The sequence below is a fragment of the Pontixanthobacter luteolus genome (assembly GCF_947494915.1).
Lineage (GTDB): Bacteria > Pseudomonadota > Alphaproteobacteria > Sphingomonadales > Sphingomonadaceae > Pontixanthobacter > Pontixanthobacter luteolus.
Genome location: NZ_CANLWR010000002.1, coordinates 473,433 through 489,248, shown reverse-complemented (window position 1 = coordinate 489,248; position 15,816 = coordinate 473,433). Strand labels below are relative to the sequence as shown.

Annotated in this window: 15 protein-coding genes; 10 read left to right on the top strand and 5 right to left on the bottom strand. The window is 59.9% G+C overall.

Annotated features, from left to right (window positions below):
- The first annotated feature begins 234 nt into the window (after positions 1 to 234).
- From PO778_RS11210 to PO778_RS11185, 6 genes are all read left to right on the top strand, one after another.
- Positions 235 to 1,872, top strand: a complete 1,638-nt coding sequence (locus tag PO778_RS11210) for a M23 family metallopeptidase (protein ID WP_271439688.1) — start codon at positions 235 to 237, stop codon at positions 1,870 to 1,872.
- A gap of 97 nt (positions 1,873 to 1,969) precedes the next feature.
- Positions 1,970 to 2,965 carry a porphobilinogen synthase gene (hemB, locus tag PO778_RS11205; protein WP_271439687.1) on the top strand — a complete coding sequence of 332 codons (996 nt, stop codon included), beginning with the start codon at positions 1,970 to 1,972 and terminating at the stop codon, positions 2,963 to 2,965.
- Entirely contained in the window at positions 2,958 to 3,515 is a 558-nt protein-coding gene (locus tag PO778_RS11200; protein ID WP_271439686.1) for a GNAT family N-acetyltransferase, read from the top strand. Before hemB ends, PO778_RS11200 begins: the two co-directional genes overlap by 8 nt.
- The gene (locus tag PO778_RS11195) at positions 3,508 to 4,068 is read left to right on the top strand and encodes a GNAT family N-acetyltransferase (protein ID WP_271439685.1); all 561 of its coding nucleotides are present in this window, start codon (positions 3,508 to 3,510) and stop codon (positions 4,066 to 4,068) included. The genes PO778_RS11200 and PO778_RS11195 overlap by 8 nt, the downstream gene beginning before the upstream one ends.
- Entirely contained in the window at positions 4,065 to 4,655 is a 591-nt protein-coding gene (locus PO778_RS11190) for a gamma carbonic anhydrase family protein (RefSeq protein WP_160731151.1), read from the top strand. Before PO778_RS11195 ends, PO778_RS11190 begins: the two co-directional genes overlap by 4 nt.
- Positions 4,642 to 4,926, top strand: coding sequence for a DUF167 domain-containing protein (locus PO778_RS11185; RefSeq protein ID WP_271439684.1), 285 nt, complete (start codon positions 4,642 to 4,644; stop codon positions 4,924 to 4,926). Before PO778_RS11190 ends, PO778_RS11185 begins: the two co-directional genes overlap by 14 nt.
- A gap of 9 nt (positions 4,927 to 4,935) precedes the next feature.
- On the opposite strand, the gene PO778_RS11180 is transcribed toward PO778_RS11185, so the two are convergent.
- From PO778_RS11180 to PO778_RS11160, 5 genes are all read right to left on the bottom strand, one after another.
- Positions 4,936 to 5,451: a DUF1993 domain-containing protein gene (locus tag PO778_RS11180; RefSeq protein ID WP_271439683.1), complete on the bottom strand. Its 516-nt coding sequence runs from the start codon at positions 5,449 to 5,451 to the stop codon at positions 4,936 to 4,938.
- Between the two features lie 52 nt (positions 5,452 to 5,503).
- A complete protein-coding gene (locus PO778_RS11175) occupies positions 5,504 to 7,099 on the bottom strand; it encodes a cisplatin damage response ATP-dependent DNA ligase (protein WP_271439682.1) in 1,596 nt (531 codons plus the stop codon).
- Position 7,100: 1 nt separating this feature from the next.
- Positions 7,101 to 8,105 carry a ligase-associated DNA damage response exonuclease gene (locus PO778_RS11170; RefSeq protein ID WP_271439681.1) on the bottom strand — a complete coding sequence of 335 codons (1,005 nt, stop codon included), beginning with the start codon at positions 8,103 to 8,105 and terminating at the stop codon, positions 7,101 to 7,103.
- 74 nt (positions 8,106 to 8,179) lie between these two features.
- Complete coding sequence (gene clpA, locus PO778_RS11165) at positions 8,180 to 10,579, bottom strand: ATP-dependent Clp protease ATP-binding subunit ClpA (protein ID WP_271439680.1); 2,400 nt, start codon at positions 10,577 to 10,579, stop codon at positions 8,180 to 8,182.
- 110 nt (positions 10,580 to 10,689) lie between these two features.
- Complete coding sequence (locus PO778_RS11160; RefSeq protein ID WP_160731157.1) at positions 10,690 to 10,893, bottom strand: DUF1192 domain-containing protein; 204 nt, start codon at positions 10,891 to 10,893, stop codon at positions 10,690 to 10,692.
- Positions 10,894 to 11,056: 163 nt separating this feature from the next.
- Between PO778_RS11160 and PO778_RS11155 the strand changes: the two genes are divergently transcribed.
- The 4 genes from PO778_RS11155 to PO778_RS11140 all read left to right on the top strand — a co-directional run bounded on the left by PO778_RS11155 (position 11,057) and on the right by PO778_RS11140 (position 15,799).
- Positions 11,057 to 12,034, top strand: coding sequence for an NAD(P)H-quinone oxidoreductase (locus tag PO778_RS11155; RefSeq protein ID WP_438944405.1), 978 nt, complete (start codon positions 11,057 to 11,059; stop codon positions 12,032 to 12,034).
- Positions 12,027 to 12,644: a glutathione S-transferase family protein gene (locus PO778_RS11150; protein ID WP_271439678.1), complete on the top strand. Its 618-nt coding sequence runs from the start codon at positions 12,027 to 12,029 to the stop codon at positions 12,642 to 12,644. Before PO778_RS11155 ends, PO778_RS11150 begins: the two co-directional genes overlap by 8 nt.
- 548 nt (positions 12,645 to 13,192) lie before the next feature.
- Positions 13,193 to 13,930, top strand: coding sequence for a DUF1013 domain-containing protein (locus tag PO778_RS11145; protein WP_160731160.1), 738 nt, complete (start codon positions 13,193 to 13,195; stop codon positions 13,928 to 13,930).
- Positions 13,931 to 14,077: 147 nt separating this feature from the next.
- Positions 14,078 to 15,799: a long-chain-fatty-acid--CoA ligase gene (locus tag PO778_RS11140; RefSeq protein ID WP_271439677.1), complete on the top strand. Its 1,722-nt coding sequence runs from the start codon at positions 14,078 to 14,080 to the stop codon at positions 15,797 to 15,799.
- Positions 15,800 to 15,816: the final 17 nt, after the last annotated feature.

Below are 15,816 nucleotides of genomic sequence, written 5' to 3'. Positions count from 1 at the left end.
AGCACGGCCTTGATATTGGAATGGCGAGGATTTCGGGAATTCACCGTCCGAATGTGGCACCCAAGCGCCTCTGCGACAACCACCGACCTGCCCGGATCAACAGCCTGCCGCGAAGATACGCCCGATTACCGTATCTTAAATCGGTATTAACTTTAAATTGGCAGGAAAATCGGCAATCAGGCGTGCACGGGTCGGGGTATTCGAATTTTCGTGCGCCCGCAGCAGGAGAGCGCGTTGTTCAATCCGCGCAAAAATGGACAGGCCGATGCGGCCGGCAGCGATGATGCCGCTGCAAGTTTCGACGATGGGCAGTGGCGCACCGTCGCGCTTACCCATGCGCAGATTGTCGATGACGAGCGGCCGCAAATAATCCAGCGTGCGGGTAGCCTTGCGGAACGGTTCGACGAATGGCGTTTCTCCGCTTCGGAAAAACTCGAAAAACTCGATCTTGCGCCTGACCTTGCGGAATCGATTGGCAGTGGCCGCTGGTTCCGCGGACTTGGGACAATGATCGCCTTGTCTGCAGTGGCTCTGGCGATGTGGCCCGACTTCTCCCCGCTCGAAGCAGCACCGGCAATGGAAATCGATGAGACCGTGCGCGACGAATTCCGCAGCCAGATGATTATGCCCTTGGCGCTTGGCGCGGATTCTGGCCGCCATATGGGTGCGACCCCCGCCGTGGTGGAACTGGCGAGTGCACCCGAACGGCCAAGTCTGGACTTCGTGGCGACGCTGGCGCGGGGCGACAGTTTCGGCCGCATGCTGCAGCGCGCGGGCGTCGGTTCGTCCGATGCGCAGCGCGTCAGCGAATTGATCGCTCGTTCCATCCCGCTCAGTGATATCGAATCCGGCACTCAGGTAGACATAACGTTGGGCCGCAGACCCGCACCGGGCGAGGCGAGGCCGCTTGACGCCATCAATTTCCGCGCGCGTTTCGACCTTGCGCTGCAGATCGACCGGGTGGACGGAAACCTATCCCTGAAACGCATCCCCATCCAGGTCGACGATACCCCGCTGCGTATTCGCGGCAAAGTGGGTGCCAGCCTGTACCGCTCGGCGCGTGCTGCGGGTGCGCCTGCAAGCGCGGTTCAGCAATATCTTTCCGCACTGGGTGACCAGATCGACCTTGATCGTTCAGTCCGCTCGACCGACACATTCGACATCATCATTGCTCACCGCCGAGCAGCGACCGGCGAGCGTCAGGCAGGCAAGCTGCTGTATGCCGGTGTCGACCGCGGGGGTCAGGCCAAGACACAATTGATGCGCTGGGGCGATGACGGACGTTTTTACGAGGCATCGGGCGTTGGCGAGCAGCGCAACGGGCTGATTGCCCCTGTGCCCGGCCCGATCAGTTCGCGTTTCGGCATGCGCCGCCATCCGATCCTTGGTTATCGCCGCATGCATTCCGGACTCGATTTCCGTGCTGGCAGCGGAACCCCGATCGTGGCCGTTACCGATGCCCGCGTTTCTGGCGCAGGCCGGATGGGCGGGTGCGGCAATGCCGTACGTCTCGACCACGGCGGCGGACTGTCGACGCGTTATTGCCATATGAGCCGCGTGGCTGTTCGCGCGGGTCAATCTGTGCGCCGCGGGCAGGTGATTGGTTATGTCGGCTCAACCGGTCTCTCGACTGGTCCGCACCTCCATTACGAAATGTACCGCAATGGCCGCGCAGTGAACCCCGCATCGGTCAAATTCGTGACGCGGGCACAGCTGTCGGGTGCCGATCTGCGCAAGTTCCGCGAAGCGCTGGCTGCGCTCAAGACGGTGGAAGCGGGTGCCGCGCTGACCGATCTGAAGGCAGACACGCCGGTAGAGGAAGAGCCGGTCCGCGAGATCGACAAGCTGACGCAGCCGAAGAAAATCAGCTGAAGCCGCAACGCTACCCGCGGCGAGTAATCGGCGACTGAACCCGGCGATAACACCGGAAGATTGAACCGAGCGATTAAATCCGGCACATGGTTTGGCTATGACCGGACTTTACCCTGATACACGCCTGCGCCGCACCCGAGCCTCTGGATGGAGCAGGGCACTGCACCGTGAAATCGTCCTCACGCCAGCAGATCTTATCTGGCCCCTTTTCGTGACCGAGGGTGCCGAGGTCGAAGAGCCGATTACGTCGTTGCCGGGGGTTTCCCGTTGGTCCGTCGACGGCATAGCTCAGCGAGCGAAAGAGGCGATTGCGCTGGGCATCCCCTGCATTGCGCTGTTCCCCAATACCCAGGCCGATCGCCGGTCGGACGATGGGACAGAGGCGCTAAACCCCGACAATTTGATGTGCCGCGCGATCCGCGCCATTCGCGACGCTTGCGGCGACGATATCGGCATTCTGACCGATGTCGCGCTCGACCCGTATACGGCGCATGGGCAGGATGGCCTGCTGGATGACCGCGGCTATGTTACGAATGACGCAACCGTGGATGTGCTGGTCGGCCAATCGATCAATCAGGCCGCGGCGGGCGCGGACATTATCGCCCCTTCGGACATGATGGACGGGCGCGTGGGGGCAATCCGCGAGGCTCTTGAAAGCGGCGGCCATGTCAATGTTCAGATCATGTCCTATGCAGCCAAATACGCATCGGCATTTTACGGCCCGTTTCGCGACGCCGTGGGGTCCGGCGGATTGCTGAAGGGCGACAAGAAAAGTTACCAGATGGATCCGGCCAACGGGGAAGAGGCGTTGCGCGAGGTTGCGCTGGACCTTTCCGAAGGGGCTGACAGTGTCATGGTCAAGCCGGGTCTGCCGTATCTGGACATTGTGCGCCGGGTGAAAGACCGGTTCGAAGTGCCTGTGTTTGCCTATCAGGTGAGCGGCGAATACGCGATGATCGAGGCCGCCGTCGCCGCCGGCGCTGGCGACCGCAACGCGCTGGTGATGGAGACACTGACCAGTTTCAAGCGGGCCGGCTGTAGCGGCGTGCTCACTTATCATGCGCCTGTCGCTGCGCGGCTTTTAAATGGCTGATTTCGGCCACGAGACGGAGCGGCTGGTCCTGCGCGACTGGCGCGAGGAGGATTGGGATCCTTTCTGGGAGGCGACCAACACTCAGGCGGTTATGCGCTGGCTCGGCGGCGTATGCGATGCGGAGAAGCGGACAGGGGCGCGGCATAGGCTGGAAAGCTACCGTAAGGAACACGGCCATACGTTCTGGGTGGTGGAGCGCAAATCCGATCGGTCGATCATGGGCTTTTGCGGCCTGAAACGCTGTAACCAGCAAGGCGGGCCCGTCGGGATGATGGAGATCGGCTGGCGCCTGCGCGAAGACGCATGGGGCAAAGGCTATGCCAGAGAGGCCGCACATGCATCGCTGGATCTTGCGTTCGAGCGTTTCCGCGCTGACGAAGTTATCGCGCTGACCGTTGAAGGTAACGCGCCCAGCTGGGGCTTGATGAAGCGGCTGGGCATGCGCAGGCGTGCCGACCTGGATTTTGCGAATTCAGATTTCGATGCCGAGACAGGAACAATCATCGTTTATTCCATCGACCGCAAGGAATGGAGCGGCGTGCGTGCCTGACATTATCGCGGAAACCGAGCGCTTGATTCTCAGAACGATCGACGAAGGCGATGCAGAAACGCAGGACCGTCTGCTTAACACGCCTACCGTTATGGCGCGGCTCGGCGGGGTCAAGGAATTGCACGAAATCGAGACCAAGCATGCCAAGAGCATGGCGCTGTATGCGCGCGAGCGATTCAGCTTTCTTTTCATGATCGAGAAGGAGACCGGCGAAATGGTCGGTCATTGCGGGATCAAGCGCGTCGACAATCCGCTGGCAAATAATGTCGGCGACTATGAAATTGGTTGGCTTGTCCGCGAAGATCGCTGGCGGCGCGGCTATGCGGAAGAGGCAATGCGCGCCGTACTGAATTGGGCATTCGGACCTGTAGATGCGCCCTATGTCGTGGCGCTAACCAGCAAACCGAATGTGGGAAGCTGGAAACTGATGGAAAAGCTCGGCATGGTCCGGCGTGAGGATCTCGATTTCGAGGATCCGTCCTATCCGCCCGAAGACCAGTTGGTAATCCAGTATAGTCTGACCAAACAGCAATGGCAGGAATGTAAATTATGAGCACCACCCGCCCCGGCGTGACGATTATTCCCATTCACGGGAAAACCCCGAAGATTCACGACAGCGCCTTCGTTGCGCCTGGCTGTGTCATTGTGGGTGATGTCGAGATCGGTGCTGACAGTTCTGTCTGGTACAATTGCGTGCTGCGCGCCGATGTCAGCCGTATCGTGATTGGCGAAAGGTCGAACATACAGGATGGCAGTGTGGTCCATTGCGATCCGCCGCGCCCCGGCGACCCGGATGGATCTCCCACAGTGATTGGTGACGATGTTCTGGTCGGCCACATGGCCATGGTCCACGGCTGCACGATCGAGGATCGCGGCTTTGTCGGCCTGGGTGCGATTGCCATGAACAAGGCGCGGATCGGCTCCGACGCGATGTTGGCCGCCGGGGCAATGCTGACCGAAGGCAAAGTGATGGAGCCGCGGCAGCTGTGGGCCGGTCGTCCGGCAAAGTTTCTGAAGGAACTGAACGACGCGGCCATTGCCGGGATGCGCATCGGCGTCGCGCATTATGCGCAGAACGCGCGCGATCACAGCTCTGCCATTGGCGCGATGGGGGCCGGCGCGGTCGATGGCCAGGCCTAAGGCCAATTTACCTGACAGCGCCGCAATTAAAGCCCTGGCAGACGCGCAGGGCAGGCTGCCGGTGCGCGTCACGCCCGGCGCCCGGACCGAGCAGATCGAAGTCGGCGAAGGCGTGCTGGCCGTTAAACTGCGGGCCAAACCTCAGGATGGGGCTGCAAACACAGCTCTGATCAGGATCGTCGCCAAAGCGATCGGCTGCGCGCCGTCCGAAGTGGACTTGTTGCGCGGCGCAACTGGCAGAGACAAGCTGCTCCGGATTCCGAACGAGTAAAGCCGGCGATCAGCTACCGGGCATCTTGGTCGCGTATTTGTACATGTGCGGCAAGAAATCCGCCTTGCCGATATCCAGTCCTTCTGACCGAAGGATCGCGTAGGCCGTGGTCAGGTGGAAATAGAAATTCGGCATCGACCAGTCGCGTACATATTGCTCGGCGGTCATGGTGAACTCCATCCCGTTGGGTAGGTCGATAACCAGGCTCTCCTCCGCCGGGACCAGTTCGCTTTCGTCGATGGAACCAAGGTAGTCCTGCATATTTGCCAACACCGCCTTGGCATCGGCAAACGATGCGTCGTCCTCGTCGCGCGAGGTGAACTTGCGGCCTGTCAGTCTCTCTGCCGCCTCACCGGGCTGGTTGGACAGAAACCTGATCTGCACAGCAAGTGGGTGCATGTCCTCTGCCAACTTTGCATCAAGCAGATCGTTGCCCTTGGGATGCGCTTCGGCCTTGGTCAACAGACCGGAAAGCATGGTCAGTCCCTGGCGGTACACTTCGATCGATTGTTGGTAGAGGGTCATCACGAATTCTCCTTTGCCAGAGGAGATATCCAATTAGGTTTCTTATGGCAACTTAATTAGAGATGAGGTTGCGCAACGTTTCGATACGGTCGGCCTCATGCGCGGGTTTGTCCCAGCGAATCCGGTGTATCCGGGGGAACCGCATCGCCAGTCCGGACTTGTGCCGCTTGCTCTGATGGACACTGTCGAAAGCCACTTCCAGAACCATGGCACGTTCAACTTCGCGCACCGGGCCGAACCGGTTGAGTGTGTTTTGCCGCACAAACCGGTCGAGCTTCTTAAGCTCTGCATCGGTGAATCCGGAATAGGCTTTGCCTACTGGCAGGAGGTCTGCCCCTGCGTCGGGGTCACCGTCCCAGCAGCCAAACGTGTAGTCCGAATAGAAGCTCGAACGCTTTCCGCTGCCGCGCTGCGCATACATTATTACGCAGTCCACCAGCAGGGGGTCGCGTTTCCATTTGTACCATAGCCCGGTCTTGCGCCCGGCAATGTACGGGGCATCGCGACGTTTGAGCATCAAGCCTTCGATCGCATCATCCCGCGCGCTTTCCCGAATCTCTGCCAATTCTTCAAAGCTTTCGGCATGGACAATCTGCGAAATATCAAAATGGCTCTCTGGCAGACGCGGCACGAATTGCTCAAGCCGTGCGCGGCGTTCCTGCCATCCCAGCTCACGCAAATCCTGCCCTTCGATCAGCAGAGAATCGTATAGCCGTACGAATGCCGGCGCCTCTGCCAGCATCTTCTTGCTGACGGTCTTTCGGCCGAGCCGCTGTTGCAGCGCGTTAAAGCTGGCTGCGCCGCCTGCCTCGCCGCCTTGCACGTTGCCGCGAACAAGCAGTTCACCGTCGAGAACGGCGGGTATCTGCAACGCATCAAGCAGTTCGGGGAACGTGGCGGAAATATCATCGCCGGATCGGGAATAGAGACGCGTCTCGCCCGCAACATGCACCAGCTGCACCCGGATGCCGTCCCATTTCCACTCTGCCGCATAGTCCTCCATCGAGACCACTGTTTCTTCCAAGGGATGGGCCAGCATGAAGGGGCGAAACAGCGGGACATTCTCGGTGTCTGGCGGCTCAGCGCCGTCTGCTGCCCAGGCGAAGAGTTCGGAGTATGGCGGCGCTAGTGCGTGCCAATATTCCTCGACATCGTCGACCGACACATCGAACGCCTGTGCAAACGCTGTCTTCCCCAACCGTGCCGAGATGCCAATCCGCATTGCACCTGTGGCAAGCTTCAGCAGGGCATAGCGGCCCGAACTGTCGAGCCGGTCGAGCAGCCGGGGCAATTCTGTCGCCACCGACGAACGGGTCATTGTGCCAAGCAAATCGACTGCCTCCGCAACACCGGGTGGCGTTTCGACGTCGCCGATCGGCTCCGGCCACAGGAGGCTAGCGGTTTCCGCAGTATCGCCAACGAAATCGCGGCTGAGGGCCCACAGCACAGGATCAACCCGTTCTTTCATCGCATTGCGTATCGCGGAGGATTTGACCGCCGGAAAATCCAGCCCGTCGGTCAGCGCGGCAAGGGCCCAGCCGCGGTCGGGATCGGCCACGGTGCGCAAATACTCCGCAATCAGGCGAAGTTTCTCGTTGCGGCTTCGGGTGTAGACCAGCGCGTCGATAAGGGCGGCAAATTCTTCCACCCTATTCGTCTTCTTCTTCGCGTCCGACAAGCGCAAGGGCCCGGGCACGGCGCTGATTCAGCTGGCACCAGCGAAGAAGCGCCTCTTCGCGGCCGTGGGTGATCCAGCTTTCCGAAGGATCAACCTCGCGGATTGTCTGCGTCAATTCATCCCAGTCGGCGTGGTCGGAAATGATCAGGGGCAATTCTACATTGCGCTGCCGCGCCCGCTGCCGAACACGCATCCAGCCGCTGGCCATCGCGGTTATCGGATCGGGCAGGCGGCGGCTCCACCGGTCATTCAGCGCGGATGGGGGGCAGACCACCACCGAGCCGCGCATTGCGTCTTTATCGTGATCCGCAACCAGCCTCAGCTCGCCCAGGTCCACGCCGTGTTCCTGATAGAGCCGGCACATCTTCTCCATCGCGCCGTGGAGATAGATCGGGTCGTGATGCCCGGCCGCGCGAATCTCCGCAATGACCCTTTGCGCCTTGCCCAGCGCATAGGCGCCCACCAGCACACATGCGTCCGGGTAGGCGGCAAGCCGGTCGGTGATCTTCGCAATCTCTTGTCTGATCGGAGGGTGGCTGAACACCGGCAGGCCGAACGTCGCCTCTGTAATCAGGATGTCACAGGGGGTTACTTCGAAGGGCGGGCAGGTTGGATCGGGCCGCCGTTTGTAATCGCCGGTTACTATCACCCGCTCGCCTGCGTGTTCGAGCAAGATTTGCGCGCTGCCCAGCACGTGACCTGCGGGAATGTATGTCGCATCTACCCCGCCCATTAAACTCAGCGTCTCGCCATATGCAACGGGGGTTGCACCATCAGCAGTTGCGTAGCGCAACTTCATGATTGCCAGCGTTTCAGGAGTGGCGACGGTCTTGCCGTGACCGCCGCGCGCATGATCTGCATGGCCGTGTGTGACCAGCGCATTGTCCACCGCACGAGAAGGGTCGATCCAGCAGTCTGCGGGCGCGACATAGATGCCGTGGGGGTGGGGCTGTATCCAGGAAAAGTCTGCGGCCATGCCTCTGAAACAAGAACGGGGCGCGAACCGTTCCCGATCCGCGCCCCGTTTTCAGTTAAAGCCTGTTTCGGGCCTCAGCCCTGGTCGTCGCCGCTGGTGTTGTCACCCGCCTCTGCATCTGGCTTTTTACTCTCCGGCTTATCCGGAGCAGCCTTCTTCGCGGCCGGTTTCTTCTTTGGCTTGCGCTTCGGTGCTGCCTTGGGCGGGGCAGGTGTCAGTTCGAAGCTGGGCTTACCATCCTTCACGCTGACATGGACTTCGCCGCCATCGGTAAGTTTGCCGAACAGCAATTCTTCAGCCAGCGGCTGCTTGATCTTGTCCTGGATCAGGCGGCTCATCGGCCGCGCCCCGTAGAGCTTGTCATAACCCTTGTCGGCCAGCCAATCGCGCGCATCACTGTCGAACTGGATGTGCACGTTCTGGTCTGCAAGCTGCAATTCCAGCTGGAGAATGAACTTGTCGACCACACGGCTGACGGTTTCCTTGCCGAGATAGGCGAAGGGCACGATCGCATCGAGACGGTTGCGGAACTCAGGAGTGAACATCTTCTTCACCGCTTCGCTTCCGGCATCAGCCTTCGACACATCGCCAAACCCGATGCCCTGACGGGCCATGTCGGACGCGCCGGCGTTGGTCGTCATGATCAGCACGACATTGCGGAAATCGACCGTCTTGCCGTGATGGTCGGTCAGCCGGCCATTATCCATCACCTGCAGCAGGATGTTGAACAGGTCTGGATGCGCTTTTTCGATTTCGTCGAGCAGCAAAACACAATGCGGATTCTGGTCGATCGCATCGGTCAGCAGGCCGCCCTGATCATAACCGACATAGCCCGGAGGGGCACCGATCAGGCGCGATACGCTGTGCCGCTCCATATATTCGGACATATCGAACCGCTTCAGCTCGATGCCCATGATGCTGGCCAGCTGGCGCGCGACTTCGGTCTTGCCGACACCGGTCGGGCCGCTGAACAGGAAGCTGCCGATCGGCTTGTCCGGGTCGCGCAGTCCGGCCCGGCTCAGTTTCATGGCGGTGGACAGACGGTTGATCGCCTCGTCCTGGCCAAACACGACATGCTTCAGGTCACGGCTGAGGTTTTCCAGCGCTTTCTTGTCATCCTTGGACACCGATTTCGGCGGGATGCGGGCCATCGTTGCGATGACCTTTTCGATCTCGCGCGCGGTGATTTTCTTTTTACGGCGGCTGGGCGGAACCAGCATCTGCATTGCGCCGACTTCGTCGATCACGTCGATCGCCTTGTCCGGCAATTTGCGGTCGTTGATATACCGCGCCGACAGTTCCACGGCGGTTTTCAGGGCATCGGGGGTGTATTTCACCTTGTGATGCTCCTCGAACGCACTGCGCAGCCCTTTCAGAATCTTCACAGTATCGTCGATCGTCGGTTCGTTCACATCGATTTTCTGGAACCGGCGCAGCAGCGCGCGATCCTTTTCGAAGTGGTTGCGGAATTCCTTGTACGTGGTCGAACCCACGCAGCGGATTGATCCGTTGCTGAGCGCGGGCTTCAGGAGGTTGGATGCATCCATCGCTCCGCCACTGGTCGCGCCTGCGCCGATAACGGTGTGGATTTCGTCGATGAATAGCACCGCATTGGGCATCTGCTCCAGCTCGTTCACGACTTGCTTCAGCCGTTCTTCGAAATCACCGCGGTACCGGGTGCCAGCCAGCAATGCGCCCATATCGAGCGAATAGATGACGGCTTCTGCCAGCACTTCAGGCACGTCGCCTTCGACGATCTTGCGCGCAAGACCCTCTGCAATTGCGGTCTTCCCTACGCCGGGATCACCGACGTAAAGCGGGTTGTTCTTGCTGCGCCGGCACAGGATCTGGATGGTCCGGTCAACTTCGGGCCCGCGGCCGATCAGCGGGTCGATCTTGCCGCTTTCCGCCTTGGCGTTGAGGTTGACCGTAAACTGATCGAGCGCAGTCTCTTTCTTTCCGCCGCCTTCGGCAGATTTTTCTTCTTCCTGCGCATCGTCCGCACCTTGCGGCGGGCCGGCATCAAGCTGCTTTCCGCCTTTGCCGATGCCGTGGCTGATAAAGCTTACCGCATCGAGGCGGCTCATGTCCTGCTGCTGCAGGAAATAGACCGCGTAGCTGTCACGTTCAGAAAACAGCGCGACCAGCACATTCGCGCCGGTGACCGTGTCTTTACCGCTCGACTGGACATGCAGGATTGCACGCTGGATCACGCGTTGGAACCCGGCGGTCGGCTGCGGGTCCGATTCCTCATCGGTCTTCAGCGACTGGTATTCCTGATCGAGATATGTCTTCACCACCTCGGTCAGCTCGGCCAGGTTGACCCCGCAAGATGTCATTACCTGTGCGGCATCCTCATCGTCGATCAGCGCGAGAAGCAGATGCTCCAGCGTGGCATATTCGTGCCGCCGGTCTGACGCATGGGCGAGGGCGGAGTGGAGACTTTTCTCGAGGTTTTGGGCAAAACTTGGCATTCAGCTCTCTTTCGAGGGATTTGAGGAACATCCTCTTTCGAGGGAGTATGAGTGTCCCTGGTTAACCGGGGATAAACGGCTTGGGATCGCAGGATTGCTTTCCCGTGGCATCAATTACCTTTTTTCCCGAACAGGGCATCTGCGGCGGCCATATGTGCTGCCGCCTTGTCCCGGTGCGCCTCGACACGGGCGATTTCCGCCTCGAGCAAAGCAATACGTACGGTCAATTCATCTTGCGAATAGGGTGCGAGATCTTCTGCTGAGAGCTTGCTCGCTGCGTCGCCTTTCGGGCGGGGACGATCATCGTCTTCCATCAAATCCCAACTTCGCAAGTGTCGGTGCTTGCTGTCAATAGAAGGTAGGGCTAGTTGCGGTGCAAACAAGGGGCCTGTCGCCGCTCGGCAACAGGAATTCACCCCTGAAAAGGAGCATTGGGGAGTTCCTGAATTGACTAAATTACCGACAAGTATGAAAGCCATGGGCTTTGACGAGCCGGGCGGGCCGGAGGTCTTTCGGCCCGAAACCTTGCCAGTTCCGCAGCCGGGGCCGGGCGAAGTCCTGATCAAGATTGCTTATGCCGGGGTCAATCGCCCCGATGTTATCCAGCGCAAGGGCCATTATCCGCCGCCGCCCGGCGCATCGCCGATACCCGGGCTGGAAATTTCCGGGACGGTGGTCGCTGCCGGCCCGGACCTTTCCGGAGAGCGGATCGGACAGGAAGTCTGCGCCTTGGTGACAGGCGGTGGCTATGCCGAATACTGCGTCGCGAAGATCGATCATTGTCTGACTGTCCCCGAGGGGCTGGACCTGGCGGAGGCCGCTGCCCTACCGGAAACCCTGTTCACCGTCTGGCACAATGTGTTCGAACGCGGCTGGGCCCGTGACGGGGAAGCCCTGCTTGTTCACGGCGGTACCAGCGGCATCGGCACCATGGCTATCAAGCTGGCCGGATTGTTTGGCCTGACAACGATCGTCACGTGCGGAAGCGATGAAAAATGCGCCGCCGCGCTGCGTATCGGTGCTGATCATGCGATCAATTACAAGACATCCGATTTTGTCGAGGAAGTGAAACGCATCACCGAAGGTAGCGGCGTGGAACTGGTACTCGACATGGTGTCGGGCGACTACGTGCCGCGTAACCTCGCCTGCTTGGCGGAAGATGGCCGCCATGTAACTATCGCGGTGCTGGGCGGCATGACGGCAGAGCTCAACATGGCGCAAATTATGGCCCGCCGCCTGACATTGACCGGTTCGACGCTTCGCGCACGGCCCGATGAGTTCAAGGCACTGCTGTGCGACGAGATCGCCCAGACGGTGTGGCCGGCAGTAGAAGAAGGCAAACTGCGTCCCGAGATGGACCGGGCTTTTCCGCTTGAACAGGCCGGGGATGCACATGCGCATATGGAAGCTGGCGGTCACATCGGGAAAATCGTGCTAAAAGTGGCGCATGACTGATGCACTGATTCTGCATGAAGACCCACGAAGCGGGAATTGCTACAAGATCAAGCTGACTGCGGCTCTGCTCGGCCTGACGCTGGAAACACGGCAATACGATATTCTGAAGGGCGAAACCCGCACTCCGGAATTTACCGCGCACATCAATGCGCATGGCCGTATCCCTGTGTTGCAGGTGGGCGAACGGTTCCTGCCTGAAAGCAACGCCGCGTGCTGGTATCTTGCCGAAGGCTCGCGCCTTGTCCCCGAAGACCGCTTTGCCCGTGCTGAAATGCTGCGCTGGATGTTCTTCGAACAATACAGCCACGAACCGAATATCGCGACACTGCGATTCTGGTTCCAGTATGTCGGCGAGGCGAACCTTACCCAGCAGCAGCGTGGACAGATAACGTTGAAGCGGATTGCCGGGCAGGATGCGCTGCAATTGATGGATGAACACCTCGCATCGCGCCAGTGGATGGCTGGCGGAGCGATCAGCCTCGCGGATATTGTGCTCTATCCTTACACCCATGTTGCCGAAGCTGGCGGCTTCGCACTCGAAGACTTTGGCAATATCTGCGGCTGGATCAAACGGGTCGAGATGACCGCCGGGTTTATTTCGATGGACTGAGCGCCCGGCGGCTCCTCTTCCTTTGCACCGGCCGCGCGGCAGCGGAGCGCGGCATTCCCGGTGATCGCATGCGCCAACCCTTTCCGCAGCCCATTGCGAACGTCATCGATACATGGCCGCCGCAGACAAACGCATTGGTCCACATATTGACGACGACCTGCGAGATTTTGCGCCAGTGGCGCCATGACGTCCGTGTTGTCTCCCTGCGACAGTTCAGTTCCCTATCGTGCCCGACCTTCTCGAAAGGCGCCTGGCATTGGGGCTTTCCCTGACTGTCTCGCCCGCTTCTTCAGCGTAATCATTGTTGGCGAGGGTCCGGTGAGGGCGGAGCCGGGAGCGGAATATCCGCACGCACAATTCCTTGATCGTGTGACCGAATTCTTCGCACGAATCCGGCCAATCAGCGGAAGTGCTTGCCCAAAGCGGGGCCATGCACTAAATCACCAGGCAAGCGGCCGCTCCGAAAGGGGCGGCCCTTCTATTTTTAGACGTTTTTCCTGTTGGTATTGATTCAGGAAAATCCAGAGCCCGATTGGGCGGAGAACATCATGGCTGACCAACCAAAACCGCTGATGCCGCATGCGACTGCGACCTGGCTGATCGATAACACTTCGCTTGGTTTTGAGCAGATTGCCGAGTTCTGCGGGCTGCACATTCTTGAAGTGCAGGCAATGGCCGATGACCTTGCGGGTAGCAAGTATACCGGCCGCGACCCGGTGCATTCCGGCGAACTGACGCAGGAAGAAATCGAACGCGGCCAGGCCGATTCGTCCTATAGCCTGGTCATGCAGAAAGCCCCGGTTGAAGTGACCCGGACCAAAGGCCCGCGTTATACGCCGGTGTCGAAGCGTCAGGACAAGCCGGATGGCATCGCCTGGATCCTGCGCAATCACCCCGAAGTTTCCGATGCGCAGATCTCCAAACTGATCGGTACGACCCGCAATACAATCGGCGCGATCCGCGAGCGGAGCCACTGGAACATCCAGAACATCCAGCCCAAGGATCCGGTTACGCTGGGCCTGTGTTCGCAGCGCGAACTCGATGCAGTGGTTGCCAAGGCGGCCAAGAACATCAAGCCTGTCGAAGGCGAAGAAGCAGCCGAAGACATCATCTTGGAAAAGGGCCCGAGCGACCGCGAGAAATTGATCGCGGAACTGCGCGCCGAACGTGACGAAGCGCAGAAAGCTGCTTCGGAAGCGGCTCAGGAAGCTGAAGCGGCTGCATGGCTGGAAGCCAAGCGTGCGGAAGAGAATTCCGAAGACGGCGGCGAAACCGGCCAAGGCTGATTGCATGGACCGGCCCATACGGCTGGTCTGCTCATCGGTGCACGGTTGCTGGCTGACGTACCGCATGTTTGAATAATTTCGACTGGTTGCAGCAGGATAAGGGGATTTCCCCTTGTCCGCTGCCGCTCCATGCGCCATCAAACTTACATGAATGTAAGTAGTGCCCCCAGCCCGTTTGCCAGCATCGCCTATCACCACCCATCGGCGTGGGACATGCCGCTAACTCCGATGGCTTTGCCCGATATGTTCGCCGCGAGTACGCAGCGGGCGCCCGATGCTCCACTGGTGCACTTCATGGGGCGCACCTTCTCTTACCGCGAACTCTATGATGAGGCGCAGTGCTTCGCGCAGGCATTGCTCAATAGCGGAATCAAGCAGGGCGACCGTGTCGGTTTGTTTCTGCCCAATGTGCCCATCTACGTTGCCGCCTATTACGGGGCGATGATGGCCGGTGCAGTGGTGGTCAATTTCTCCCCTCTCTATTCGGTTGATGAGCTGGCTGAACAGGTCGCTGATTCCGGCACCCGGATGCTGGTTACGGTCGATGTCCCTGAACTTTATGGCACCGCTGAAAGGGTGCTGCATGGCTCTCGCCTGGAAAAACTGGTTGTCGGGCAACTTTCGTCGATGATCCCGAAGCTGAAGGGGCTGGCCATGCGGCTGGTCGCTCGAAGCAAAATTGCCAAGGTTGCCTATTCGCAAGAGGTCCTGCGCTGGCATGATCTGTGCGGTAGCAGCGGTAGCAGCGGCAGTAGCGGCGCCGCAAAATGCGAAGATCTTCCGCAAGCCGACCCGTCCGATCTGGCCTTGCTGCAATATACGGGGGGCACGACCGGGGCACCGAAGGGCGCCATGCTCAGCCACGCCAACCTTTCGATGAACGCGCAGCAGGTTGCGGCTATCAATCCATTTGGCAATGCCCAGAACGAAGTTTTCATGGGCGCGCTGCCGATGTTCCATGTGTTCGCCAACACAGCGTTGCTTAACCATGCCGTGGTGACCGGCGCGTCGATCGCGATGGTGCCGCGGTTTGACTCCGCGCAGGTGCTGGATGTCATCGGCACCTACCGGACAACAGGTTTCCCCGGTGTGCCGACGATGTTTCAGGCCTTGCTCGACAGCCCAAAGCTAGCAGGCACCGAAATGTCATCGCTCAAGGTCTGCATCTCGGGCGGGGCCCCGCTGCCGGCGCCGGTCCGCGAACGGTTCGAGGCGGAGACCGGAGTTCGGGTAGTCGAAGGTTATGGACTTACGGAGAGTTCCGGGGTGGTGTCCGTCAACCCATATGACGGGGTCCGCAAACCCGGCACTATCGGCCAGGTCGTCCCCGGTACGCATGTCCGCTTCGTTGACAAGGAAGACGCGGCGAAACCAGCGGCTGATGGTGAGCCGGGCGAACTCGTCATCTACGGGCCACAAGTCATGCAGGGTTACTGGAACCGGCCAGAGGAAGCGGCAACGGCATTTGTCGAGCTGGATGGGGACCGCTGGCTCCGGACCGGTGACATTGCGGTCCAGGATGAAGATGGCTTCATCAAGATTGTCGACCGCAGTAAAGACATGATCGCTGTAGGCGGTTTCAAGGTTTTCCCGAGCCAGGTCGAAAACGTGCTGGTCGCACATCCGGCTGTGAAGGAAACGCTCGTTCTGGGAATGCCCGACGATTACCTTGGCGAGACCCCGCATGCCTTCGTGACCCTCAATGAAGGCCACGAAATTTCGGAAAGCGACCTCTCTGCTTGGCTCAACTCCCGCGTCGGCAAGCACGAGCGGGTCACGAAACTGGTATTTCGGGATGAGCTGCCCAAGACCATGATCGGCAAACTCGATCGCAAGGCCTTGCGTGCCGAGATTGCTTCAGAGGGCTGAAAGATCAGCCGCAGCCT